At 34.8% G+C, this 25,720-nt stretch carries 25 protein-coding genes; 24 read left to right on the forward strand and 1 reads right to left on the reverse strand.

The window, feature by feature from the left end; all coding sequences use genetic code 11:
- Positions 1-103: 103 nt before the first annotated feature.
- From DCC35_RS15745 to DCC35_RS22135, 19 genes are all read left to right on the forward strand, one after another.
- Positions 104-2,785, forward strand: a complete 2,682-nt coding sequence (locus DCC35_RS15745) for a toxin-antitoxin system YwqK family antitoxin (protein ID WP_175402841.1) — start codon at positions 104-106, stop codon at positions 2,783-2,785.
- Between the two features lie 16 nt (positions 2,786-2,801).
- Positions 2,802-3,308 (forward strand): hypothetical protein, encoded by a 507-nt coding sequence (locus DCC35_RS15750; protein ID WP_137091712.1) that lies wholly within the window; start codon positions 2,802-2,804, stop codon positions 3,306-3,308.
- Between the two features lie 41 nt (positions 3,309-3,349).
- Positions 3,350-4,141, forward strand: a complete 792-nt coding sequence (locus DCC35_RS15755; RefSeq protein ID WP_137091713.1) for a hypothetical protein — start codon at positions 3,350-3,352, stop codon at positions 4,139-4,141.
- A gap of 257 nt (positions 4,142-4,398) precedes the next feature.
- Positions 4,399-5,166, forward strand: a complete 768-nt coding sequence (locus DCC35_RS15760; protein WP_137091714.1) for a helix-turn-helix domain-containing protein — start codon at positions 4,399-4,401, stop codon at positions 5,164-5,166.
- A gap of 71 nt (positions 5,167-5,237) precedes the next feature.
- Positions 5,238-5,768: a DUF1579 domain-containing protein gene (locus tag DCC35_RS15765; protein WP_137091715.1), complete on the forward strand. Its 531-nt coding sequence runs from the start codon at positions 5,238-5,240 to the stop codon at positions 5,766-5,768.
- Between the two features lie 240 nt (positions 5,769-6,008).
- Positions 6,009-6,665 carry a CPBP family intramembrane glutamic endopeptidase gene (locus DCC35_RS15770; RefSeq protein ID WP_137091716.1) on the forward strand — a complete coding sequence of 219 codons (657 nt, stop codon included), beginning with the start codon at positions 6,009-6,011 and terminating at the stop codon, positions 6,663-6,665.
- A gap of 101 nt (positions 6,666-6,766) precedes the next feature.
- Positions 6,767-7,102, forward strand: a complete 336-nt coding sequence (locus tag DCC35_RS15775; RefSeq protein ID WP_137091717.1) for a hypothetical protein — start codon at positions 6,767-6,769, stop codon at positions 7,100-7,102.
- Positions 7,103-7,348: 246 nt separating this feature from the next.
- Complete coding sequence (locus DCC35_RS15780) at positions 7,349-8,356, forward strand: alpha/beta hydrolase family protein (RefSeq protein ID WP_137091718.1); 1,008 nt, start codon at positions 7,349-7,351, stop codon at positions 8,354-8,356.
- Positions 8,357-8,390: 34 nt separating this feature from the next.
- On the forward strand, positions 8,391-9,101 hold the full coding sequence (locus DCC35_RS15785) for a hypothetical protein (RefSeq protein ID WP_137091719.1): 711 nt from the start codon (positions 8,391-8,393) through the stop codon (positions 9,099-9,101).
- 49 nt (positions 9,102-9,150) lie between these two features.
- Complete coding sequence (locus tag DCC35_RS15790) at positions 9,151-9,711, forward strand: Crp/Fnr family transcriptional regulator (protein ID WP_137091720.1); 561 nt, start codon at positions 9,151-9,153, stop codon at positions 9,709-9,711.
- Positions 9,712-9,790: 79 nt separating this feature from the next.
- Entirely contained in the window at positions 9,791-10,666 is an 876-nt protein-coding gene (locus DCC35_RS15795; RefSeq protein WP_137091721.1) for an alpha/beta fold hydrolase, read from the forward strand.
- A 148-nt stretch (positions 10,667-10,814) separates the two neighbouring features.
- Positions 10,815-11,444: a hypothetical protein gene (locus tag DCC35_RS21590; protein ID WP_217495859.1), complete on the forward strand. Its 630-nt coding sequence runs from the start codon at positions 10,815-10,817 to the stop codon at positions 11,442-11,444.
- Entirely contained in the window at positions 11,432-12,148 is a 717-nt protein-coding gene (locus DCC35_RS21595; protein WP_217495860.1) for a Na+/H+ antiporter NhaC family protein, read from the forward strand. The genes DCC35_RS21590 and DCC35_RS21595 overlap by 13 nt, the downstream gene beginning before the upstream one ends.
- Positions 12,149-12,208: 60 nt before the next feature.
- The gene (locus DCC35_RS15805) at positions 12,209-12,937 is read left to right on the forward strand and encodes an NAD(P)-dependent alcohol dehydrogenase (protein WP_246070046.1); all 729 of its coding nucleotides are present in this window, start codon (positions 12,209-12,211) and stop codon (positions 12,935-12,937) included.
- On the forward strand, positions 12,885-13,172 hold the full coding sequence (locus tag DCC35_RS21320) for a zinc-binding dehydrogenase (RefSeq protein WP_246070047.1): 288 nt from the start codon (positions 12,885-12,887) through the stop codon (positions 13,170-13,172). The genes DCC35_RS15805 and DCC35_RS21320 overlap by 53 nt, the downstream gene beginning before the upstream one ends.
- Positions 13,173-13,344: 172 nt before the next feature.
- Positions 13,345-14,721: an amidohydrolase family protein gene (locus DCC35_RS15810; RefSeq protein WP_137091722.1), complete on the forward strand. Its 1,377-nt coding sequence runs from the start codon at positions 13,345-13,347 to the stop codon at positions 14,719-14,721.
- Between the two features lie 399 nt (positions 14,722-15,120).
- Positions 15,121-16,272: an alpha/beta hydrolase-fold protein gene (locus DCC35_RS15815; protein ID WP_137091723.1), complete on the forward strand. Its 1,152-nt coding sequence runs from the start codon at positions 15,121-15,123 to the stop codon at positions 16,270-16,272.
- Between the two features lie 43 nt (positions 16,273-16,315).
- Entirely contained in the window at positions 16,316-17,653 is a 1,338-nt protein-coding gene (locus DCC35_RS15820) for an alpha/beta hydrolase (RefSeq protein WP_137091724.1), read from the forward strand.
- A gap of 80 nt (positions 17,654-17,733) precedes the next feature.
- Complete coding sequence (locus tag DCC35_RS22135) at positions 17,734-18,309, forward strand: glycosyl-4,4'-diaponeurosporenoate acyltransferase CrtO family protein (RefSeq protein WP_394347707.1); 576 nt, start codon at positions 17,734-17,736, stop codon at positions 18,307-18,309.
- Here DCC35_RS22135 and DCC35_RS15825 read toward each other — a convergent pair.
- Positions 18,306-18,701, reverse strand: coding sequence for a MotA/TolQ/ExbB proton channel family protein (locus tag DCC35_RS15825; protein ID WP_137091725.1), 396 nt, complete (start codon positions 18,699-18,701; stop codon positions 18,306-18,308). The genes DCC35_RS22135 and DCC35_RS15825 overlap by 4 nt on opposite strands.
- Positions 18,702-18,805: 104 nt before the next feature.
- Between DCC35_RS15825 and DCC35_RS15830 the strand changes: the two genes are divergently transcribed.
- From DCC35_RS15830 to DCC35_RS15850, 5 genes are all read left to right on the forward strand, one after another.
- Positions 18,806-19,564 (forward strand): LytR/AlgR family response regulator transcription factor, encoded by a 759-nt coding sequence (locus tag DCC35_RS15830; RefSeq protein WP_137091726.1) that lies wholly within the window; start codon positions 18,806-18,808, stop codon positions 19,562-19,564.
- A 319-nt stretch (positions 19,565-19,883) separates the two neighbouring features.
- On the forward strand, positions 19,884-21,350 hold the full coding sequence (locus DCC35_RS15835; protein ID WP_137091727.1) for an alpha/beta hydrolase family protein: 1,467 nt from the start codon (positions 19,884-19,886) through the stop codon (positions 21,348-21,350).
- Between the two features lie 221 nt (positions 21,351-21,571).
- A complete protein-coding gene (locus DCC35_RS15840; RefSeq protein ID WP_137091728.1) occupies positions 21,572-23,416 on the forward strand; it encodes a PLP-dependent aminotransferase family protein in 1,845 nt (614 codons plus the stop codon).
- A gap of 431 nt (positions 23,417-23,847) precedes the next feature.
- Positions 23,848-25,101: a hypothetical protein gene (locus DCC35_RS15845; protein WP_137091729.1), complete on the forward strand. Its 1,254-nt coding sequence runs from the start codon at positions 23,848-23,850 to the stop codon at positions 25,099-25,101.
- Between the two features lie 146 nt (positions 25,102-25,247).
- Positions 25,248-25,667 (forward strand): hypothetical protein, encoded by a 420-nt coding sequence (locus tag DCC35_RS15850; RefSeq protein ID WP_137091730.1) that lies wholly within the window; start codon positions 25,248-25,250, stop codon positions 25,665-25,667.
- The last annotated feature ends 53 nt before the right edge of the window (positions 25,668-25,720 follow it).

Below are 25,720 nucleotides of genomic sequence, written 5' to 3' on the forward strand. Positions count from 1 at the left end.
TATCATGTAGAACAGGCCATCCTCAGCATACTATTCCACAGATTCAACCATACTTAACAAAAACACCATGCGCTTAACGTTTTGCTCTATATGTCTACTATTATTGTTTGACTTATATTCAAATGCCCAATCTAATGATACGCTCTTCTATGACATTAACTGGAATGAAACACGCCCTGAAAATGCTTTATATTTCAGGGTCAGACCTATAAAAAAGGGTTCCGTTTTCGAGATTAAAGACTATTACCTTTCAGGTAGGTTACGGAAAATAGCTTACTCCACTTCTTTGGAAGAAGATATTTTTCATGGTGAATTAAAACGGTATGATAAAAATGGAAAGTTGACCGAATTAGTGAACTATCAAAATGGAAACAAACAGGGAGATTATATTCAATTTGATGAATCGGGAGATACCTTAACTATTTGTAACTACAAAGAAAATCAGCCTTATGATGGTAGTGTTTTTTCTGAGAAATTTAAGCTAGCTATAGAAACTACTTATAAAAATGGATATATAGTTAAGAAATTAGTCTATGCTGCTAATGGCCACTCTAATTTAAAAATGGTGACAAACCTTATTAAACAGGACAAAGATTCTGTTTACCAAAGCAAAACTTATGGAAATAGCGGTCAGCTGTTAGGGGTAGGAACTTATACAGAAGAAGGTCAAATATGGAGTGGTTTATTTTCATTTGTTGAACCAAGAAATGGTAATTTAAACCTGGCTTATTTCACTGAGGGTCGACAAGATTCCAGTCTGAGTTTTTATAACAATGGGAAACTAAAATCTAAGACACTTTTCCAGGAGGCTGGAAGAACAACTTTATATTACAACGAGAATGGAAAAGTTCTGGATTCAATTCGATACAAAAATAAAATCCCCTGGAATGGCACTGAATATGAATTTGATGGTGATATTGTCTTCAGAAAGCACAGTTATAAAAATGGTGTTTTAGATGGCCCTTTTTTTGACACATATTATCTACATGGAATTAAGCGAATTGGGCAATATAAAAATGGAAAACTAGAGGGCAAAATAGAGCATGAAGATGAAAATGGAAATTTTATTTGCAGCGGTATTTACAAAAATGATTTTCGACAGGAAGGAAATTTTTTAAGTAGAACTGATAAATACCTGATGTTCACTTTCAGGGAGGGAAATCTGATTGAGAAACGCAGACATTATTCAGACCGAAAACAGATAGCCTGGCTGGAATACAAAGATTCTCTTCGACTTACTTATAAGCAAAATGGAGAACTTTTAGCAAAACTGATCTTTAAAAACAATCAAAAGTATACTGGCAGGGAATATAGTTTTTCTGCTAGCCATATCGTAAATCAAATTAAAGAATACAAAGAAGGGCATCTCATAAGCAATAAATTTTTTAATAAGGAAGGCGAATTAAATAGGTCAATTTTATACAAGAGTCCTAAAATCCGTACAGAGACAACTTATTATCCTGAAGGTGTAAAACAGTCGGTTATTGAATCAACTACAGACAGCAAAAGAATTATCAAAACAGTTTACTTCAATAAAAAGGGAGATACAATCGGAAGATTAGTCAAGGAAGGATACGATAAGCATGGCGATGAATATTTTTTCGAACATGGAGATGTCTACAGGATGGATCGATACCGCAATGATACTCTTATTTATGAAAAGCGCTATGCTCCTAATGAAAGGCTGATTTATGAGATTGACTATTTTGGTAAAGCTCGTTTTTATGATCCATGGGGAAATGTTTTAGCATCGGCAACCTATAAGCAAGGCAAGCCCTATGAGGGGACTATTATTGAATATCAAAATAAAACAATAAAAACGATTACTCATATGAAGGAAGGAAAGCTTCATGGTAAGAAAATTACTTATGCGCGGAATCCTGAATTAGGTCGAAGAATTATTGTTAAAGAAGAAAATTATAAAGATGGCAAACGAGAAGGCTTACTGAAGCAATTCCACAGAAATGGCGATACAATTCAAATTATTCAATATAAGAATGACAAAATGGATGGAGAAGCTAAGTTTTACGGGCCCGAAGGAATGGTTACAGGAATTTATTCTAACGGAGTCAAGGAGGAAGGTACTTTTTACGAATATTCCTCTGGAGAAATTTCGTCAATTGTAAAACTGAAGAATGGCCGCCCTCATGGAAAATGGATAAAATATAATTATAGTGGAGATACTTCGAGAATAGCAATTTGGGAAAACGGTTTTCAGAAAGAGCAAACTAATTTTCTATTTGGAAAAGCTTATAAAGTGAGCTTCAAAAACAACATTAAATATAATGGTGTGGTACCAAGGTACAAGAGATTATTACATTATGAAAACGGCGATTTAGTCAGGGAGGAACAGTATGCCAATGAGAATATGGATAATCTATTGGCCTCGATTGATTATGACAGGGCTAAAAATATACAGACCAGATCACTATATAAAACTAACGGGCAAAAAGTAAGTGAAATTCAATATAAAGCGGGAAAAAGAAATGGAGCGGCCATGTATTATCAGGGAAAGGGCAAAATCATCGCTAAAGGAATCTTTAAAGATGATTTACCGGTAGATGGTAAATTTATCTTCTACAGCAAAAACACCTTTGATAATTACATAATATTACAAATGGAAGGACACAAAATGTTGGCTAAGGCATTTAAGCATGGCGAAGAATCTTTATCATTTGATTTAACAATAAGTGATGATTTACCTCAAAAAGACTGGATGCAAAACATTGTTTCTTTTCTCCGAAATGTGGAAAGATCATGTGATTATCAATATGATATTCTTTAATAAATAATAAATATAAATGAGTTTAAAAGGAATAATTTTAATGATTCTGGCAATCTGTTTAGGCTTTAATGCACCTAGTAGGACAAAAAAACCAACTGATCCAAATGAAGCGGGTCAAAAAGTCTTTGATATTCTGAAAAAGCTAGATCAGCTATCACCAGAAAAATTCGCCCGGCAAATGATTAATATTCGGGATTTTCATAACCTGGTTAAAGAATATAATATTACCGATGAGCAAGAAATTCAAAATATCACAAGAATAACCAGAGAAGAGTGGAAGGAAATAGCTCTCAATAATTATAAAGGATTGAAGTGGTATACTGAAGATCACCAGATCGACTGGACAAAAATAAAATTCAGTAAATACAATTATAAAATAGTTGAAAAAGGTGGATTAGAATACTACGAGGGTTTATTAGAATTCACTCATCTTCAAACCACTCACAGCCTGGCAATCACTTCGATCAAAACAGGCAACAAAATTGAAATTGTTGGTATAAATGTTCCTGTAGAGGATTACTAATACCTGGTAAATCGATCAAACTTATTAAACTAACCATGCAAATGAAATATCTGGTCTTCCTGATCTTACTCGCAAACATGAGTCGATGTACTCATCAAGACGATCCTGTTATTTATAAAAATTTCATGAATTACAAATACGTAAATGGTGATGTTGTAGAAGTAAAGGAATTATACAAATTCGTGAACGATAATGGAAAAATTAACAAACCAGCATGGGAAATGGTCTATTCCCTGGATAAACATCATCGAATCACCTCTTCTTATATGCGAAATTTATCGATTGAGCCCTACGATACTACCGGACGAAGAAAAACCTATTTTACCGAAGACAACCAAATCGATTCGATAGTAACTGATGCCAATGGGGTATATCGATATATAACCAGGATAACCTATTTAGATGAAAATAGATTAAAAATCATAAAGAGTAATAGAAAAGGCGTAAAAGCACAGGAAACACATGCCTCGCACGATCAAAATGGACGTCCTTTAATATCTAATACCACCTGGTATAATATCGAGGGAGAGGTAGATAGTAAGACAAAAGATGAATTCAAATATAAAAATGGTTTTAATAAACCTATCTCCCATTCAACAACATTCTATGATGCCAGCGATCAGTTAATTAAGATAGAGAAAAGAATATTCATATATGGTGAGCACGATGAGGTGATTGCAGCGAAAATATATAATGAAAAAGATAGTCTGTTACAAACTTTACGTAATGAACAAGTATTGGATGATCAAAACAATCTATTAAAAACAACTACCTATAAGAATGGCAAACTTAATATGGTTGTTGAAAGGGAGTTTACTTATAAACAATTCTGACTTTCTAATATGGATTGTATACTATCCTTAGGATGAGAATTTAAGTAACATTTCGATATCAACTTAATCAACCAGAAAGAATGAAGAAAAGGAAATGAAAACTGATTAAAAAATAATACCGTACAAACTCCAAATATTCCACTAGTATTTTTTTTATAAATAAATTAATATTTTGTAGTAAAATAATAATCAGCATCTTTTTTGGAGGTATCGATTTACTATAAAAATATCTCAAAATAATTCTCATTTATGTAAAAATGAACTACACAGAATATCAACCAGCAGAAAATATAAAAGATATTGTCAGGAACTATTGGAGATTTGAGGTATCCAATCAGGATAAGATCAACTTTCCATTAAATCACGAAACACTACCCCACCCTGAAGTATCAATAGTTTTTATTAAGCAACCGTATTTCCAAGGGATAAGAATGCAGGGTCCACATACCAGGAAATTTGAAAAAACAATTTTTCCAAATTCAACATACTTCGGAATTCGGTTGATGCCCTGGATAACTCTTGACCCTGCAGTCCTTAATAAGCAGGAAATGCTAAACACTACAACAAGATGTCCACAGATATTAAGTAAAAAACTCGAATCAGTAAATTTTGATGAATCCACGGAACCAGAACTTTTAATTTCGCTAGTAGAAGAAAGGTTAACTCTTATATTTTCAGAAGATATACAGGTTACCCAAAATAATATAGTCAAATATATATGCCTTGAACTTTCCGGTGGAAAACCTGTGGGAGATACTATAGCAGAAATCCCATTGTCAAAGCGGGTTATACAAAAAATGTTTAAACAGGTGGTCGGGATGAGTATGCGTAATTATCACAGTGTAATCAGACAGGGAAGACTTTGGTCTGACTTTGTAAAGACCAAAAAAAACAGATCAGACTTGCTTTATAAATACGGTTTTTATGACCAGGCCCATTTCATAAACGATTTCAAGAAACAAATGGATCAAACACATACCGATTTTGAGAAAAAACTTAGCCAAATAAATATTTCAATAACCTAAACTGACGCTTTCTTACAATATTTTAATAATCAATACTCATATTTTTATTGAAAATCAAAAAACTACATCTTATGAGAATAATCGTTTTAATAATTATTGGCCTAAACTTCACATTTAGTGCTTATACCCAGGAAAAGACCGAAAGTGTAGACCAATTAAACTTTATGGTGGGTAAATGGGACGGAAACGGCTGGATATTGGGCAAAGACAGAATCAAAAAGCACTTTTCCCAATCTGAGATAATTCAAAGTAAGGTAAAAGGGCGTGCGCTTATAGTAAATGGATTGGGCTATGAAATAGACAGCACAGGTGCCATAACAGATCGTGAGATTCATGAAGCTTTTGGAATCATCTCTTATAATAATGAAAGGAAGACAGTTACTATGATTTCATTTTCCAGTATGAAAGGAAGAATGGAATCAGACATGATGATCCTTGGTGAGAAAAAGCTTCAGTGGTCATTCAAAGATGAAAAAAGTGGTGCAACCATCAGATTTACTGAAGATTTTTCAAAAGAAAATAAATGGAGTGAGATTGGAGAAGTTTCGATGGACGGAGAAAATTGGCATCAATTTTTTGAAATGAATCTTAGCAAGCAATAGTTGAATTCTAACGGGGAAATTGAATTAATGAAATATTATGAGATTTCACAAGCACCTGATCAACCAACTGAAAAAACATAAAACTGGTGTTTTCCTATACATTATATTGGCTTTAATTTTATTAATTATTGCCATACCGGAATCACGACTGATGAAGACATCTATCTATCTATTAGTCATGACAGGAGCATTCCTGATATCCGAATTTATTTATTATAAAAATAACCCTTCCATTAATAAGTGGGAAATCAAAAAACCAAAAAAGAATTATGGATAGTAATATTTGTAGTAACTATAGCCTCCCTCCTTTTTGTATTTTGGTTTATCATTATAGATCAAAACTCTATAAATCGACCCCTTAAAATCATCTTTTTCCTTCTTCGGATAGTTTTCATCTTTCCGGTTTTTCTTTTGGTTTATTTTCTGGCAATTAAAAAATATACTCCAAAAGATATTGGAATATGGGGCATCAAATGTTGGTATGTTAGCCTGCCTATCATCTTATTAATTGGTGGCGTAACATATATTTTATTTCCTGAAGGTATGCAATTTCAATACTACTGGCAAAATAATGGAATAACTGGCTTTATATTATTTGGTTTTATTACTGCTGCTATACCAGAAGAAATAACCAGGACATTATTTCAATCCAGACTTGGGATTGTTTTAAATAGCAAATCGATCGCCTGGTTTATGGTGTCCTTGGTTTGGGCATTGCAACATATACCCATATTCGTTTCAAGATCAGCTGGTGATTACTACAGTGCGTTCATATCAGCATTAGGGATATTACCTATCGGTTTGCTGTGGGGCTATCTAAATGAACGCTATAAATCGATAGTGCCATCGGTTATCATTCACGGCACCAATTTATGGGGACTACATAATATCTTTTGATTAAATAGTATTATGGACGATAAATGAAAATCATAAATTATATAGCCCTTTAATATTATATTATAAAAGCACTATCTATCTTTCTTTTAACATTTCTTTTTGTGGCTAATAATCAAAAAGAAAGCGATAGTTTTAGGCTAAAATCCGGTGACAATATCACTTTGTACACTACTTGTGGATCAAGAGAAGGACCGGGATTTCGTCAATGCCGGGGGCTCGATAAAGAAATGTGGGAAAAACAAATTGAATTTTTTAAAAGTAATTACCAGGTGATCGCTGATGAATGGAATAAGTCCTACATTTCCGGCAGAGCAACTGATTTTAAAACACTCATTTATTCAAATTCTTCAAAACCTGTATTTTCATTCAAATACTCAAAAATGAATGAGGATGTCAAAAATGCAAAGTGTTTAGCTAAGAATTTAGATGCTGATTAGATATAAATATTCAAGATAGTTAGTGGAATCTTGATTGAGAAATTACTCCTGTAATTTTTAAAGGAGACAAATAAGAATTAAAACAAATTGTCTCTCCATGCATGGAGAATTTGTATTGCAATTAATACATTCACCTGAACCCTCTATTTTTCAATTGCAGCCATTATCTTTGGAATTCGACTATTTGTTTACTCTTTCTGCAAATTAGTCCAGTTTATAACTATAAAATCTATTAATCAACCAAAAATGAAGTCAATCAAAACACTCCTATTACTTTTAATTTTTCCACTAATTAGTCTTGCTCAGGATTTTAATGTCGGAGAGCGAACCATTGAATACATGGATAGTTCCAGAAACAGACCAATTAAGACTGAAGTCTGGTATCCTACTTTTGAAACTGATTCTTTAAATGAGAAAAAAACTGAACTTCCTTTCAAATTATCGCCGACAATCAGAAATGCAAAACTGGTAAACAAATCTTTTCCCTTAATAGTCATGTCACACGGTACTGGTGGTAATAGATTTAGCTTAGCCTGGTTAGCGATCGAATTAGCAAAAAACGGATACATCGTAATTGCCCCTGACCATTGGGGAAATACCTATGACAATAAAATTCCAGAATATTTTGTCCGCTACTGGGAACGGCCACTTGATATAAACTTCTTGCTAACCTCAATTCTGGCTGATAAGTCTATTAATTCTTCTATCGACGATACAAGAATCGGAATGATGGGCTTTTCATTTGGTGGGTATACTACCTTAGCCATCGCCGGTGCGGATATTAACTGCGAATTGATTAAAGAGCAGACTAAAACCAAAGCTGGAAAAAAAGAATTTAAGGTTTCGGAATTAGGCGACCTGAGAAAATTAATTTCTGAAATTAATTGCAGCGAACCTCAAAAAACCTTTAAAGATGACAGATTTAAAGTTTTCGTTGCCATGGCACCGGCATTGGGACTCGGATTACCTGATCAATCTCAAAATATAAAAGCTCCTGTATTAATTATAGGAGCTAAAAATGACCGGACCACACCAATTCAAACCAACGCAATGAAATACCATAAACTAATTACAGGATCTGAATACTTTTTGCTAGAAGGTGAAACCGGCCACTATGTGTTTTTAAATGAGGGTAATAAAATGCTCCAAAAACGAGCTAAAAGATATTACAGGGATGATAAATCCGTTAAAAGAAGCTTAATTCACGAACAAGTGACAAAAGAGGTTTTATCTTTTTTAAAAGAGAGTTTCTAATTGAATTAGAAATATTATTAGCGGCAATAAAGAAATGAGAAAAAAACTATTTATTCCGTTCCTGGCAATTATCTGGCTTTGCTCCTGTCAGGATAAAGCCAATTCTAACACAGAAAATATTTCTAACGATCCGGCGGAATCAAAAGCATTTACAAACGGTAAAGAACAACCAACAATAAAGCCTGATTTAGAAAAGTATATTTATACAGACACTATTTATACTTCATTCAGTGGAAAAGGAATAACCATCCAAAACAGTCTTCCAAAAGGTGGTGCCATTGCCACTGATGGATCTCAATATGTTGATTCTTCAGGTAAGAGTTATGCATTTGCGGTATTCTGGACCCGCATAATCAATGAAACGAATAGTCCCATTCAACTTAAAATCAATATTCCAGCTGACTCATTTGCGATTTTTACTCCCCCTGACTCCTACTTAAAATTATTTTTACCAGCAGAAAAGTTTAAATACCAAAAGATAGAATCTTTTAATTACGGATTAACCAATATCAAATCCATTTTGGATACCAATTTTAGCAAAGCTACTCAGGTGCAAAAAACAATTAATCCCAATAAAGAGCATGTGTTCTACATCGCTACGCTAGCTTATAATGCCACAGGGACTCCAAGGGCAGGACTTATATTAAATGGAAAAGACCTTTATTATAAAATGAGCTTATCACCAAACGGCTCCGGGATAATTCCTGTCGGGGAGATTTTAATAAATGATAAAGTTGGTAATTAACATTTACTATTAACTTTGTTAGTTAACAGACTTTACTAACAGGTAAAAAATGAATGACTTTTTAAATAAAATCCACCCTGTAGACCGGGAAGTTCTCGATAAATACATTTCACATTGGACTGAATACAATGTTCCTAAAAAAACTATTATGACAGCTCCGGGTGAAACTGAGCGATACATGTATTTTGTCCTTGATGGTATTCAAAAGTCATATTACCTGAACAATGATAAACAACACGTCATTGCATTTACTTATCCTCCTTCATTTAGCGGAATCCCGGAGTCATTTCTAACTCAAACACCCTCAAAGTACTATCTGGAGACAATTACTGATAGCTCATTCCTTCGTCTTTCTTTTGAAAAGCACCAGCAACTGATGAAGGAATACCGTGAAATAGAAACCTTGTTTAGAAAGGCAGCTGAACTTTTTTTAATTGGAATGGTCGAGCGTCACTATGAGTTAATGGCGTTTGATATTAATCAGCGATTTAAAAGCTTTGCCCAGAGAAGTCCGCACCTTTTCAATTTAGTTTCTCACAAAGACTTAGCCTCCTACTTACGTATCGACTCAACAAACTTCAGTAAACTGTTCAACTCGATTAAGATTTAGATTGTTGGTTTATACCAAAAATAAGATGAAATAAGAGTCTGACCTTTGTTTCAAATCGAAACAATTAAACAGACATATTATGAAAACAACATCATCATCTAAATCCTGGGTTGACAATTCTCTATATCCATTTGAAAACAAATATCTTCGGTTAGAAGCAGGCAATATGCATTATGTTGATGAAGGGCAAGGGGAAATAATCCTTTTCGTTCACGGTACACCGACCTGGTCATTTCTGTACAGGAATTTCATAAAAGAACTTTCAAAAAATTATCGTTGTATTGCTATTGACCATTTAGGATTTGGATTATCAGAAAAACCAGATTCAATACCCGGGACACCCGAGTGGCATTCGAACAACCTCAGTGAATTCATCGAAAAATTAGATCTTCAGAAAATCACATTGGTCGTTCATGACTTTGGTGGTCCGATAGGATTAGCGGCAGGAATAAAGCATTCTAAGAGAATCAACAAAGTTGTGCTATTTAATTCCTGGCTTTGGGAAACCAAACACGAAAAAGAAGCCCTGAAAATTGACAAGATCATAAATTCCTGGTTGGGAAAATTCCTTTATCTGAATATGAACTACTCTCCAAAAGTCTTGCTTAAAAAAGGATTTACCGACAAAAACAACCTGCCCAAAGAAGTGCATAAACAGTATATTCAGCCTTTTCCGGATAAAAAATCCAGAATTCCGCTTCTGAATCTTGCAAAAGCTTTGGTTGGCTCTTCAGACTGGTACCAAAAACAATGGGAACAACTTGACCAATTATCGGACAAAAACTGGTTGATGCTCTGGGGAGTAAACGACGATTTTATTACTACGAAATACTTAAAAAAATGGCAGGACAGGCTTACAGAAGCTAAAACGTTAGAATTCGAATGTGGGCATTTTATTCAGGAAGAAAAGACTTCAGAATCAATTGCTGCAATTGATGATTTTATAGGCAACTAATAGCCTTTGCAAGACATTGTATAAGCTCAAAATGGATTTGACAGGAGGTTTATATCATTATTTTAATAAAAAAATGTATATTCCTAAATTAATACAAGTCTTTATAGCTTGCTATAGAGTCTAAATACCAATGAGCCTCGACCACTAAATGAAAAAATTCCCTAACGCTTTCGTTATAATCCTGTCTGTTATTCTCCTTGCCTGGATTTTTACATTTATAATTCCCCAGGGAACTTATGACCGGGAAGTAAATGTAGTAACAAATCAGACAAATGTAATTCCTAACTCCTATGAACATCAGGAAGCTCCTCACCTTTCAGCTTTTGATGTACTTCTTGCAATTCCGCAAGGAATTGCCGGAAGAGCGAATTTAATTGTTTTGATCCTTCTTTTAGGAGGATGCTTTTACCTGATCGAAAAAACAGGCGCTCTAAATCAAGGATTAAATCAACTGATTAAAATCTTAAAGGGTAAGGAAGTGTATGCCTTGATAGCCATAACGATATTATTTATGTTGGCTGGTTTTACGATTGCATTGCAAGAAGAAGTAATAGCTATGATGCCTATTCTACTTCTTTTTGGCCGCAACCTGGGATATACCCCACTTACTATTATCTATGCCAGCTATGGATCAACGGTTATCGGATCAGCATTTAGTCCATTTAATCCTTTTGGAGTACTGATTGCTCAAAAGGAAGCTGAAGTCACGTTGCTTTCAGGATCATCTTTCAGGATTATTGTATTTTTAGTAGGCGCTTTTTCTGGATGGTTTATATAATTCGGTTTGCTCATAAGAACCGAATAAAGAAAACTTATCAGATATTAGAAACAGACAAGCTTACTTTAAGAAACAAAATAATCTTAGGCCTGCTAGCTATAACCTTTGGGATTGTCACTTACGGACTGATAGAATTAGAATGGGGATTTACTGAGATGTCGGCCTGTTTTTTTGCTTTAGCCTTAGCAAGTGGTCTTATAGCTAAATTTGGATTCAATAAGACTACTGAAATATATGTTGACGGGTTCAAAGAGTTGATTTTTGCTTGCGTTATCATTGGACTTGCAAACAGTATCTCAATAATATTAACAAAGGGTTTGGTCATAGATACAATTGTTTATGCGCTATTTACTCCACTCAAGAATATACCGACTGCCCTATCTGCTGTTATGATGATGATTTCTCATTCTATATTGCATTTTCCGATACCCAGTTATTCAGGACAGGCAATATTAACAATGCCGATTCTGACACCTCTCTCTGATTTGATTGGTCTTCCAAGACAAATTACTGTCCTGGCCTATCAATATGGAGCTATTTTAATGGATTTGATCGTGCCGACTAATGGTGCATTGATGGCTGTGATAGCTATAGCCGGAATTAAATATAACAATTGGCTGAAATTCATATTAAAACCAACTTTAATAATACTGGTATTAGCAGCAATTGCTATTTTAACTGCGATACAAATTGGATATCATTAAAGCTGATAAAATTAGTAGCATTAATGGCCTGATAACAAAAAATGACTGAATAGAATTCTCATGAAAGCAATCATATTAAAAGAATACGGATTACCGAATGTCCTTGAAATAGGAGAAGTTGAAAAACCCCAACCAGAGGAGGACGAAGTATTGGTAAAAATCCATTCAACAGCCATAAATGATTGGGATTGGGGGTTAGTCAGAGGCAAACCATTCATAATTCGTATGATTTATGGTTTAAAAAAACCAAAAATTAAAATTCCCGGGGTAGACATTTCCGGAAAGGTAGAAGCTGTTGGGGAAAAAGTTAATTCCGTTAAAGTCGGTGATGAAATTTATTGTGATCTATCGGAAGGTAATTTTGGTGGATTTGCAGAATATGTTTGTGTTCCGGAAAAAACAATATATAAAAAACCTGCCGGCATCAGTTTTAATGATGCCTCTGCCCTACCACATGCCGGGCTCCTCGCTTTACAGGGCTTTCTTGAAGGAAAGTTAAAAGATGGACAGGATATTCTGATCAATGGTGCCGGAGGAGGTGTCGGAACCCTGGGAATTCAAATTCTGAAATCATATAATGTAAAGGTGACTGGCGTTGATAATGGTGAAAAACTTGATTTGATGAAATCACTGGGTTATGACTATGTGATGGATTATAAAAAAGTGGACTTCACCAATACAGGAGAAAAGTATGATCTTATCCTGGATACAAAATCAAACAGATCTGCATTTAAATATGCACGTTCTCTTAAAAAAATGGAACCTACATTACAGTTGGAGGATCGATGAACAGATTATTCGAAATTTTATCATTAGGTTCTATGATATCTCTTTTACCGGTAAAAAGCTAAAAATCCTCACTCTTAAACCAAATAAAGGGTTAGACCAAATTTCAGAACTTGCAGAAAAAGGACAAATAAAGCCAGTAATTGATGGTCCCCATAGATTTGAACAAATCCCTGAATTGATCCAATATTTGGGTGATGGCAAGCATCTTGGAAAGATTGTTGTTGAAATTGACTGACATTCCTATGAAAGTTATAGATAACAATTTAATATTAAAACAGGAAGTATGTAAAGGTGAATTGCGATTTAGTTCTAATTTCAAACCAATACCTTTACTTTCTTTAACCTCTCTTTTGTTTTCTTATTGAGGCTGTTATATTTAGATATCAGCTAATCACAGCCTTCTACCTATGATAAAAAAATTAAGTTTTATTCTATTATGCATTGTCCTGAGTGACTACTTGTATGCTCAGAACCTCATAATTAAAGGTGGTAATATTGTAAATGCTGATTCTAATATTGCAATACCAAATAATGCTATTGAGATCCGTAACGGTAAGATATATTCTATAGGTGCTACAACTAATGAAAATAACTTTCCTACAATCACACTTCAAAAAGATGATTACATTCTTCCCGGATTGTTTGATTTACATGCCCACTTAAAACTAGTCTATGAAGGACAACTAAAGGAAGACACCGTAACGACACCTCTTCTTTATTTGGCAAACGGTGTAACCACAATATTCACCTGTGGCGATGTTGATCCTGAAGCAGTGGCCAAATACAAATCTAATGTCGCATCAGGCAGATCGACAGGACCCAGAATACTGAATTCAGGCCCCTATTTTGGACATGGCAATAACGAATGGAACGATAGTATCAGCCGGGAAGAAATTTATCGAAAAATAGATTACTGGGCGGGTAGAGGAGTTGATGGCCTTAAAGTTAAAGATATCAGCGAACATCAGCTCAAATATATCATAGACAGGGCTCACAAGCATGGCCTGACTGTAACCGGACACCTTAACCATATTGTGCATCCGGAAGTTGGTTCGCAAATAGCTATTCCCCTGGGCATTGATCGTCTTGAACATTTTATTGGTGGCTATGCGCTGCCCGGTAAAAAACCTGGATATACTGAAGTAGCTATGTTAGACTTATCCGATCCATTAATAGATAAATCCATTGATCTTTTTATTGAAAACGAAGTCTATTTTAATTCGACTCTTACAGTGATCGGTGGGTTTACTCAAAGCCAGGACGAATGGCTAAAATATTGGGTGGATGAAAAAAAATACTGGACACCCTATGCTCAATCTATTGTTGAAAACAATCCTAAAAAATGGAACCCTAATCGTCAAAAATTCTATGAAAACAGTAAAAAAATACTCAAGCGATATTACGACCGGGGTGGCCTTATTTCAATGGGGACCGACGGACCATTAATTCTGGATTTCCTCTGGGTTTTTAAAACTCCCGGATTCAATACTCATCGAGAAATGGCTATGATGTCAGAAATACGTATTCCAAACAATGAGATTTTAAAAATCGCCACGATAAATAGTGCCATGGCCATGGGACTGGAAGAAAAAGTCGGATCCATCGAAATCGGAAAACTGGCCGATTTAATAATCATAAAAGGTAATCCGCTGGAAGATATCTATTTCACCCGGAGTGTACATACCGTAATCAAAAATGGGGAAATCTATGATTCGCAATCTTTATTAGAAAAATGCGAAGGTAAATTAGGTCCTGAAAGTGAAGAAAAGTGGTTTAATAAATAAATGCTATTACAATAAGATTGATTCCTGATACAAAAAATTTGACACTTTATTAGAATGGAGTTTTGATGACTGAAAATGTGGGTATAAAAACATAAAAATTTAAACCTGAGAATAACCCAAAGCTTAAATAACAATGACAATGGCATTTCCATTTTAGATGCGTGATTCAGATTCATTTAGCATAATAAATTTATCCTTTACCAAAGGACTGATAATCATTAACTTATCAAGTTAAAAACTATACAGCCACTGTTCGAAATCGAACATCAAAGTGTCCAGTATCGGTAAATTTATTCAATTTCAAATTACCATTAAACACTGATATTCAAAGACTTAAACTCAAAGGCATGGTTTTGACTTTCTTATTCATCGTTAAATCACAAAACCAATCATAAAAAAATGAAGACTTTTATACTAAGTACAATCCTTATCTGTTTATTACTTTCCCCTTTACAAGCTCAATATTCCAAAGTTGAAGAAGTAACCATCGAATCAAAAGAACTGGGGCAGACCCGTGAGCTCATGATTTATACCCCATTTGGATATGCTGATTCAGCGTATAAATACTACAATGTTATGTACGTATTTGATGCTCAGAACCGAATGTTTTTCGATTATACCACTTCGGTATCTATGCTATCAAAAGAAGCGGGCCAGGGATGCATTGTGGTAGGGATTAAAGCGACATTTATCGAAGAAATATTTTATGCGCGAAATCATGATTTCCTCCCTTCGGATACCAAACGTAACATGGGACCCAAATCGAAAGGAAATGCAGAGAACTTTTTGAAATATATAAAAAACGAAGTGGTTCCTTATATTGAATCCAATTACCCTACCCTGCCGGGCAGAACTGCAGTTGGACATTCACTGGGAGCTTCTTTTATCACTTATGCCCTGATCGAAGAACCAGACCTTTTTGATAATTACATTGCTGTTTCTCCAAACGTTGATTATGATGATCAACGGTTAGTTCGCGGATTACGAAAATTAAATCCAGAAGAATTTGAATCGAAGAAATATTTCTATATAAGTCATGGAGATGAAGGCGAAACGTGGGGATGGAAAGAAGCCAATGAAAATGCTTATGCTCTGCTGAAAGATACTCTGGACTCTGAAAAATTTCAGGTAACAATCGAAAAACATCCGGAAGAAAATCATGGTAGTAATTTTATGCCCAGTCTGCATTCAGCCATGCAAGCTTACTATAAAACGATCCAACCCCAATTCCGCAACAGGCTTTCAGGTAAAAAATATGAGGTTACCATTCGCCTGAAAGTTCAAGATCAAAACGATAACATCTATATTTCCGGTAATCAGAAAGCTTTAGGAAACTGGAAGTCTGATCAAATACAAATGAATTATGTATCTCCTTTAATTCGGGAAATAACTCTTCCGATAAGTGATCACGCTGAAGTGATGTTTTATCTGGATGGAGAATCGCAGGCCTGGATTAAATATGGCGATGGAGGAAGAACAACATATCCGATGATGATTCGACCTGAAGAAGGTGCTGAATATACTTTCGAAGTAGATGGATATAACAACTAATACAAGTCTAAAAATTATCTAAATTGATATAAAATCAATAATCATGAAAAATATTATAATACAAGGTTTATTAATTCTAATAACTTTCTCATTTTCATTCGGACAAGAAGAAAGTAGACTTAATTCCAAATATCTTGATTCAAAAGTATTAGAAGAAAAAAGAGAAGTTCTCATTTATCTACCTGAAAATTATTCTGAAAATAAAGCATATCCTGTAATCTATTTAACCGACGGAGGGACAACTAATTTTGAGGCTGCAAGAAATTATCTCGACATCCTTTCAAAACCCATTTATGACGCAGTTCCACAGTGCATTCTTGTGGGGATAATCCAGCAAAACCGCAATGCCGAATTGGATGTCTTTGGAAAAGAAAGAGGTAAAAAATTCATAAACTTCATCTTTAATGAATTAGTGCCTTATGTGGACAATTCCTACAACACATCGGGATTCAACACCATGATTGGTCATTCAGATGGAGCAGAAGTAAACCATCATATGATGCTGACTGAAGGTAATCCTTTTAGAGGGTTTATAAGTATATCAACGAACTTCAATACCGATTTAAAGGAAGAAGTAGGTCAATTTATGAAATCCTACGAGGGTGCTCAAATGTATTATTTTATTGCGAATGGTACCCAGGATGCTTTTATGAGAACTGACGCCGGAAATGCTTTTGCGGAGATTTACAAAAATTCCTCAAACGACCATATTGATTTTAAAAAAGAAACCTACCAGGGTGATCATCAAAGCATTGTCGCCCTTTCATTGCTCGATGGGTTGACGTTTATCTTTAAAGACTATAAAAACATCGAACAATATGCTACTGCCATTGATTATGGTGAAAATTACCTATCTGACTTAAAGGAAATTTATGGTATTGACGCTAACTACGACATTGCTGATACAGAGGTTTTCTTTATGGATATAATCGGTAATAAAAAACTCGACGAATATCATTATTTAATCGAATTAATCGATGAGCATAAATTATTTTTTGGATCCGGAATTGATCCGGTCAATCGTGCTAATCATTATTATGCGATGGAAATGTATCCGGAGACCATTGAATACTACAATAAAGCAGTTAAAGAGCTTGATACTATCCATCCCCAGCTTTTTTATGCCAATATTTTCAGAGTTGTAAAAGCATATAAAATTGAAAACAGGCTTACGGAAGCAGTCGATTTTCTTGAAAAGAGTAAGCATAAACTTCCTGAAAAATACACTCTGCGCATGAATTACCGAATAGCTAAACTATGTCTGGATAATCAAATTGAATTAAATAAGGGAAAAGCTGCACTGGAATACTGTAAAACCAATTACGAAGAAAATAAACTATTCACAATGGACAATTTGCTTGAACTGGAAAATAAATTGTAGAGATAGGTAATTAAAATTAAAGGTATGGCATTAAAATCCTTCTCAGCTATTGAGTTTAATTTTTTGCCATTACCTTTAAAATGTATTTTCACCTTCTAATATCAACTGTGACCAAAAATAAAGCACTTGAAAATCAAAGATACAGATTAAACCTGATTATTATCTCCTTCCTTTGTTCTACAACATTAGCACCCTCCTTAATATTTTTTGTGAGAGGAAAAGGGGAATTCATTTGGCTGGGTATATTTATTGCAATTGGTTTTTTAATAAGTCGTCTTAAACCCTCCTTTTATGATAGAATTCAATTTTCTCAAAACCTGAGTTTTTACAAGAAGCTGGGAGTTGATAAATTCAAAAAATTCTCGTCAAATGGCGATTATATAAACAGGCAAATAAGGAGAAAATATCCCTCCTATCGTTTCCTTAAAAATTTTGATATGATAAAAGAAAAATTGGAGGAGACTTATGTTATTGAAAGATCACATACTGTTTTATTTATATTTTGCCTGTTAACCAGCATTTATGCATTTTTAACTACATCATACCCAATTGCTATTCTTATAATCGTGGGGAATACTCTTTTTAATTTCTATCCAAATTTATTGCAGCAATATAATCGGATTAGGTATAAGCGGGTTATCAGTAAAAAAAATTAATTTCCCTGTTTAGCCATCTTGTTTCTTAAAGAGGAAACCAGAGAAAACCATATAATCAAGGAAAGTAAAAATATAAAGAGTCCATAAAGAGTCGTGATCATAGAGATTTTAAAACCTTCTGCGATTAATTCAGGCGAAACATCTACTATTCCGAGTTCAATAGAACGAAAAGCAGAAAAAAGCCCAATTAATTGCCCTAGCAGACCAATTATAAATGCTGATAAACCGATTGACCTCACTCTTTTAATTTTTCGTAAATTCTCAGCATGGTCATTGACTTTATTTTTAAAAACATACCAGCTATTGATTAATGCTACCCCAAGCATTGATAATAGAAGTATCGTTAGAATACTCATAAATATCGGTCCGCCAGAATAAAATAACTCTATCATTAATAATTCTTTTCATAACAGCTTTGGCACTATCATTTTCGTGTGAATTATACTTATAATTATCAACTTAATCGATAAAATTGCCGAGTTTAGTGCCTGCAAAGATGAAAAAAAGATTAATTAAACATTTAGCCTACTGGATTTTGATCCTGCTTTTCCTGACAGCTTTTTTCGGTTATAACTGGAAAAGCCATACTACGGCATTCTATTTTTCGATCTTTCTCCTTCCTGTGGTTATCGCTACGACTTACTTCTTTAATTTTTGGTTAGTTCCCAATTATCTGTTAAAGAGTAAATACGGCAAATTTGCTTTGTATTTCTTTTATATGCTGGTAGTCTCACTTTACCTGGAAATGGTTGTAACACTGATTTCTTTTGTTGTGATCGCCAACTATAATATGGAAGTGATGAACCTGGAAAGTATTTCCATCTTTATTCTTGGAATTAATCTTTACCTGATCGTTTTTGCTACCAGTTTTATCAGGCTGGTAGTTCAATTCCGCAAAAAATCACTTCAACTGGATACGTTAAAGACACAACAAGAAAAAAATCAGCAAGCGGTTATAAATATTCGTGCAGATAGAAAAAACCACCAGGTTATACTCGATGATTTGCTATACATAGAAAGTCTTAGTGATTATGTCAAAATAGTAACAACCGAAGAAGAACTAATAACAAGAGAGAAAATCAGTAAACTACACTCCGATCTCCCCGATCAATTTATCAGAATCCACAGGTCATTTGTTATCAACAAACGAAAAGTTCAATCATTTACAAATACTGAATTAACCATTAATAACACGAGTATTCCGATAAGCAGAACTTATAAAAAAAGTACTATTGAAGAACTACAGGATCAATAGATATAAACCCTGAAACCATAACCATTCTGTATTCCTATTTTTACTCTTACCACCTAAAATTAAATTCAATTAATTTCTTCAAAATTCCCTCATATTAACTTTCTAAAATCAATTAATCCTGAACACCTCTCTTGTACCGGGATGAGTTCAAAATTGGAACGCTAATCAACGCATATTTTTAATAATAGTCTTTCCCTCATCTTAAACTCTTATATTATCGACGAATGACAGGTTTCAGCATGGATTCTACATTGCATTTTACTCCGATTCCCTCAAGATTTGTAACAGTCATTTTCATTTAATTATTAAATCATTTTTTATGAGAACATTCGAAATAATTCTGCTTTTGACAGTTACAATTTTGCCTTTTATAAAGAGGCCTTTGATAAGGAAAATACCATCAAACTACCTCCTGATATTTCCGGGAATATTTCTATCGATTCACCTGCTTTTTGAAGGATGGCGATGGCAAATGTTACCGGCATATTTATTAGTTCTGATAGTCGGATGGAGAATAAAAACGGTGGATGAAACCAAATCACCTGGCTTATCATTTATAAGAGGTACCGGATTTTTAATACTATCTGTTTTAATAATTATCGGATGGACTCTCCCCATGGCCCTGCCAGTTTTTTCTTTACCCAAGCCAACTGGTCCTTACCAGGTTGGTACACAAATGGTCCATTTTAAAACTAATATGGATGAATCCATCACAAAAGATCCATCAGATAAGCGCGAACTCATGATAAAAGTTTGGTATCCAAGTAATGCTAATACTTCATCACTTGAAGGTGAAAAATATATCGATAACGCCAGTAGAGTTGGATTCGCAACAAAATATGGTCTACCCCCTTCAGCCCTTAACTATCTGGATTATGTAAAAACCTACGCCTATAATGAAATTCCGGTAGCGGAAAAAAAATACCCGGTTTTGATCTTTTCCCATGGGTATGGATCTAAGGCTACAGGTTATTATGCTTTACTGACCGAAATAGCCAGCCATGGGTATGTTATCATTAACATGAATCACACTTTCGAAAGCCTGGGAGTAACTTTTCCCGATGGCAGACAGGAGTATTTTGATTACAGTTTCCAGAATGAGATCTCATCAGGATCAATGGAGGTGATCGAACCGGTGATCAACGCCTTCAGAAAAGGACTTGATTATGAACAAAGGCATCCAATCGTAAAAGTAGCTGCAATAAATTACTTCGAAGGTGATATCCAGGATCGATGGGCTAATGACATGCAGATAACGATCGATCAGCTTGAAGAATGGAATTCTAAAGGTTTATTAAAAGATAAACTTGAGCTGGATAAAATCGGCGTAATAGGACATTCAGTTGGCGGTGGTTCAGTAGGTAAGGTTGCATTGCGAGACCACCGTGTGAAAGCTGCTGTAAATCTTGATGGAAACCAATGGGGAGAATTGATCGATAGTATCCACCATATACCCTTCTTATATGTTTCTGCTGATTGGCCTGAAGATCATGAAGATATCAATTCTCACATTTACATTAATAAGAGTACTGATTACTTTTACGAAATCAAGCTGTTAAATTCAGGACATCCGGATTTTATGGATATTCCATTTATGGTTCCTGTTAACTCGTTAGCCGGAACCGGAGAGATTGATCCTTACTTAGGAACAGAGATTATTACTAAACTTACCACTGCATTTTTTGATAAACATTTAAAAAACTCACAAGCAGCCAGTCTTAAGGAGCTCGATAAAAAATACGAGTTACTAGAGATGACTATTTACATAGGAGATTCAATCAGATAACTAAAATACAATTAAGAACTAATCATTTAGCAGCCTGTTCACTTCAAACCAGGCTGTTAAATAATATTTGTTCTTAACTTGTCTCCGATTAAATAATAAAATCTAACAAGCTTAGAGAAAAGAACCAATGCAATGGTGAACGAATTCAATAAAATGTTGCCATTAGACTTTTTTAAACGATCTATTTCAGTCTATTTTGCTTTCAATAAAAATCAAAGAACATGAAAGAGAATAGCGTGCTGAAATTTGTTGAAGATGTATTAGAAAACATGCCAAATGACTGGGTAAGGTTAACAACCCACCGCCTGGATATTTACGACGAGTCTTTGGCTAAAACCCAGTTTATCGAACAATTTGAAAAGTTATATAAGAAAAACAACTCTGATACTTCAGCACTCAGCGAATTACCTACTGCTTTCGATTACATACGACTTGGACATCCATTGTCTTGTGTACTTGAATGGGCTGTTGCTAATTTAAATGATCTCTCTTCTGATAATGTGATCAGCTTTTCTTCAATGACAGCTCCCGTATTAGCTGTTCTAAGAAAAAACCTGCTTGCAAACCGTAAAACGCTCATCACTTATACCGGCGAATTACCTGACCACTTTGATTTTGAAGTGATAAAAAGTGTTTATGGATATAACTTTGAAGTACAAAAGGTTGAGAATGCAGAGGAAATTCCAGCATTTGAGGGAAGTACGGTTTTCATTTCTCAAAAAGATGATATTGGTAAAATAGAATTGCATTCGAACATTGACTTCTTCGTTCGAATACATTCTCTTTTCGGTAGCATCATATTAGTTAATGGCGAAAATAATAAAGAGTACATCAGCGAAATTCAGCATGTGCGAAGAAGAGAAACGATAGCAATGACACCTGCCAACTGCTTTTTAGCCTTACAAATTTTGACAGGAGGTTCTTCGCTGGATAAAGTAAAAACCAATAAAGAAGAAAATAAAACTGTTGTTGAGAATACGATTAGAAAGGTTACCGGTACCGATTCAAAACCACTGGTTGGTTCTTCCGGACTATCTATTCAATATGCGATCATGATGGGGCTCATCGATGACGCACTAAAACAACATCCCGGAAAGGATATAAAATTTATCGTACCACCTAATTGCTATGGCGGTACAAACGACCAGGCCAGAAGGGTTGCTGCCTGCCTGGACAATGTCGAAATCGTCGATCTGCCTGTTGATGGTGATAATAACATGGTTGATAGTGTTGATCGCGTATTGGCGGAGGTGGCCAGGGAAGATGCGATTCCATATATTATAGTTGAAATCCCGACAAACCCGAGAGTAGAAGTTCCCAACCTGAAAAAACTAAGAGAAGCATTAAGCAAAGAGCGAAAAACGGCTTCAGGAAAAACTGCAATCGACCCGGTATTTATCCTTGACCAGACATTTTGCCCGAATGTGCAATTTTTGGGTATAGACGATATCCTCTCCTCCATCAGGTCTATTTCCTATGTCAGCGGATCTAAATTCCCAAGCGGAGGTAAATGTACAGCAGGTTACGTTACGGCAAATAAACAAGCAGAAAACCTACTCGATAAAATTGAAAAACATCTCCTGCTTTGCGACAACGAAGCCACAGATCTTCAATATGAAATATTAGCAGAGCAGTTACCTTCTATGAATCAACGAATTCACGATGCTTATAAGAATACCAGGGAATTCGTAAATTTCATTAAAGAACAATTACCGCAGGCAAAGATCAATTTTGTCTCTGAGAAATTAGCAGAGCAAGACTTCACTCCTTCAGTGTTTTCATTAGACCTTCCTACTAAAGGGAATACAGATGAGGAAAGGGAAGCTTATAAAAGGGAGTTAAATCAAAAGCTGATCAATTTGATGATCAGTGAAATCCCAAATGAAAGTAAATACTGTGTAAGCTACGGTCAGCTAAAAGGATGTTACTGGACAATCCCGGCTACCAGTACCCAGGGTACCACGAAAGAATCTGACAAAGATTATATTGTACGGGTAGCCTTATCTCACAATATGGATCTTGATCGCCATAAGGAAGTATTTAAAGATTTCGTCAAAGAAATCTGATCCTGATATATAAGAATAGAATTTAAAATAGCGGAAAATCACTTATAGATATCCGCTATTTTCTTTTAAAGTATATGGGTTTTTACTTTAAGTTTATTTTTAATCAAAAAATAAAAAATTGAAATAGGATGAATCAAACAAGTGAGATGATAAAATTAGCTTTGTCTCTGATATACGGGAAGATTAAATATTAATATTTTGATTTTCAAACAGTTAACAAACATCCTCTTGCAATTAACATCCCAATCCTGTATTTCATTATTCTAATTTTTATAACTACTTTCGTTTTTTAATAAAACCAAAACATAGTTTATCCGGCAAGTTTTTTCATCGGCCGGTAACCTTTTCAATTTTCTTCTCACTAACCGGAAGAAAAGATAATTGACAAATCAATTATCAATACATTTTTAAACCATTTATAAAATTAAGATATGAAATCGTTTCAACTATTCACCCGCCACTTATCACCTCTGGCTTGTCTGCTATCACTAATTGTCATTATAAGTTGTAATGACGATGATGGAGATCCTGCACCAGGCACTACTGATGCCGTGGTAATTAATGAAGATATTAACACTGAGTTGACACTGGAAAACATCAATCCTGAACAGGGACAATGTGATTACATTATTGATGGTTTTTTACAAGTAAATGCAGACCTGATCATCCAACCGGGAGTTTGTGTAGTATTCACAGCTAATTCAGGGTTGTTTATCAATGTTGACGGTTCAATTCAGGCAATCGGCACCGCTGCTGCACCAATCACATTAACCGGAGAATCCAGAACTCCGGGATACTGGAGAGGCCTGCAGGTAAGAGCAAACGATGTCCGCAACGAACTTAACCACGTTACAGTGGAATACGCAGGTAGTGATTTCCTCGCTACCTATGGTACGAATATCAAAATCAACGGTGGCGTTGCCGTTGAAGGTGCCAGTGGATGGAATGGTAGCTTAAAAGTATTGAATTCCACTATTCAAAATAATACAGGCTATGGACTGATTGTTGAGCATGGCACACTACTAAGAGATTTTGGAAGTAACAATTTCATGAATAATACCGAAGCTGCAGTAAGAATTGATGCAGATAATGTTGGTGCCATTGACGGTCAATCGACATTTTCTAACAACAGTTTTGACGGAATAGAAATAAACGCAAGTGGAAGTCCGATACACGATATAGTAAATGATGCTACCTGGCAGGCCTTGTCAAACGGCGCAGTTTACAGAGTAGAGCAGTCAATTGATGTAGAGGCTACACTTACGATCATGCCGGGAACGATCATTGAATTTGAAGCGAACAAAACCATGTATTTCAAGCAGGATTTTTCAGGTCCTAATGATGGTATCATAATCGCAAAAGGAACAGCATCAGAACCGATTACCTTCACCGGTGCGGCAAAAACAGCAGGTTACTGGATGGGTCTGGTAATTCACAGTAACAGTGTGCTTAATGAAATGGATCATTGTATAGTCGAATATGGAGGAAGTGATCAGTATGACAGTGGAATAGCTAACATCCTTTTAACAAGAGACGGAGCATATGATGCACCTGATCTAATCGTAACTAACAGCACAATTAGCAATAGTGCCGGATGTGGTATCTATGTAGAAACAGTAGATAGTGATTTTACTAACACTGACAATACCTTTACTGCTAACTCAAGTGGTAATATTTGTAACTAAGAAAAAATAAACTAACGATTTACAGGGTATTTTAGAAATGCTGCCAATTATTTATTGAAAAAAGAATAATTCGATAGTATTACTAAAATACCCTATTTATTTTGGCAGAGGTATTTAATAATGACACGTAGATTCACTATACCTTCATGATAAACCAATTGATAATTAAAATTGAATCAAATCCAAAACAATTATTTCTACTCGATGGATCAGGGGCAATTCTTTCAGCCTTTTTACTGGGTGTAGTATTGGTGCAATTTGAGACTATTTTCGGTATACCGGCCTCTACCCTATATTTCCTGGCAGCCATACCAGTCTTTTTTGCCTTATATGATATCATTTCATATCGTAAAGATTTAGCGAAGACAGCAAATCTTTTAAAAGGAATTGCAGTTATGAATTTACATTATTGCTGTCTTTCAATTGGTTTAGCTGCATATCATCAGGATACCATCACTCTTTTTGGATGGGCATATATTATTTCTGAAGTATTGATCGTGATTACACTTTCAATAATCGAAATTAAAGTTGCTAAACGGTTGCAAGCAAATAACTATTCAGACTGAAAACTCTAACTATAAAACTATAAAAACTGTACTCTAGATAAATAAAAAGAGAT

It is taken from the genome of Mangrovivirga cuniculi (genome assembly GCF_005166025.1).
In the GTDB taxonomy this organism is placed as follows: Bacteria; Bacteroidota; Bacteroidia; order Cytophagales; family Cyclobacteriaceae; genus Mangrovivirga; species Mangrovivirga cuniculi.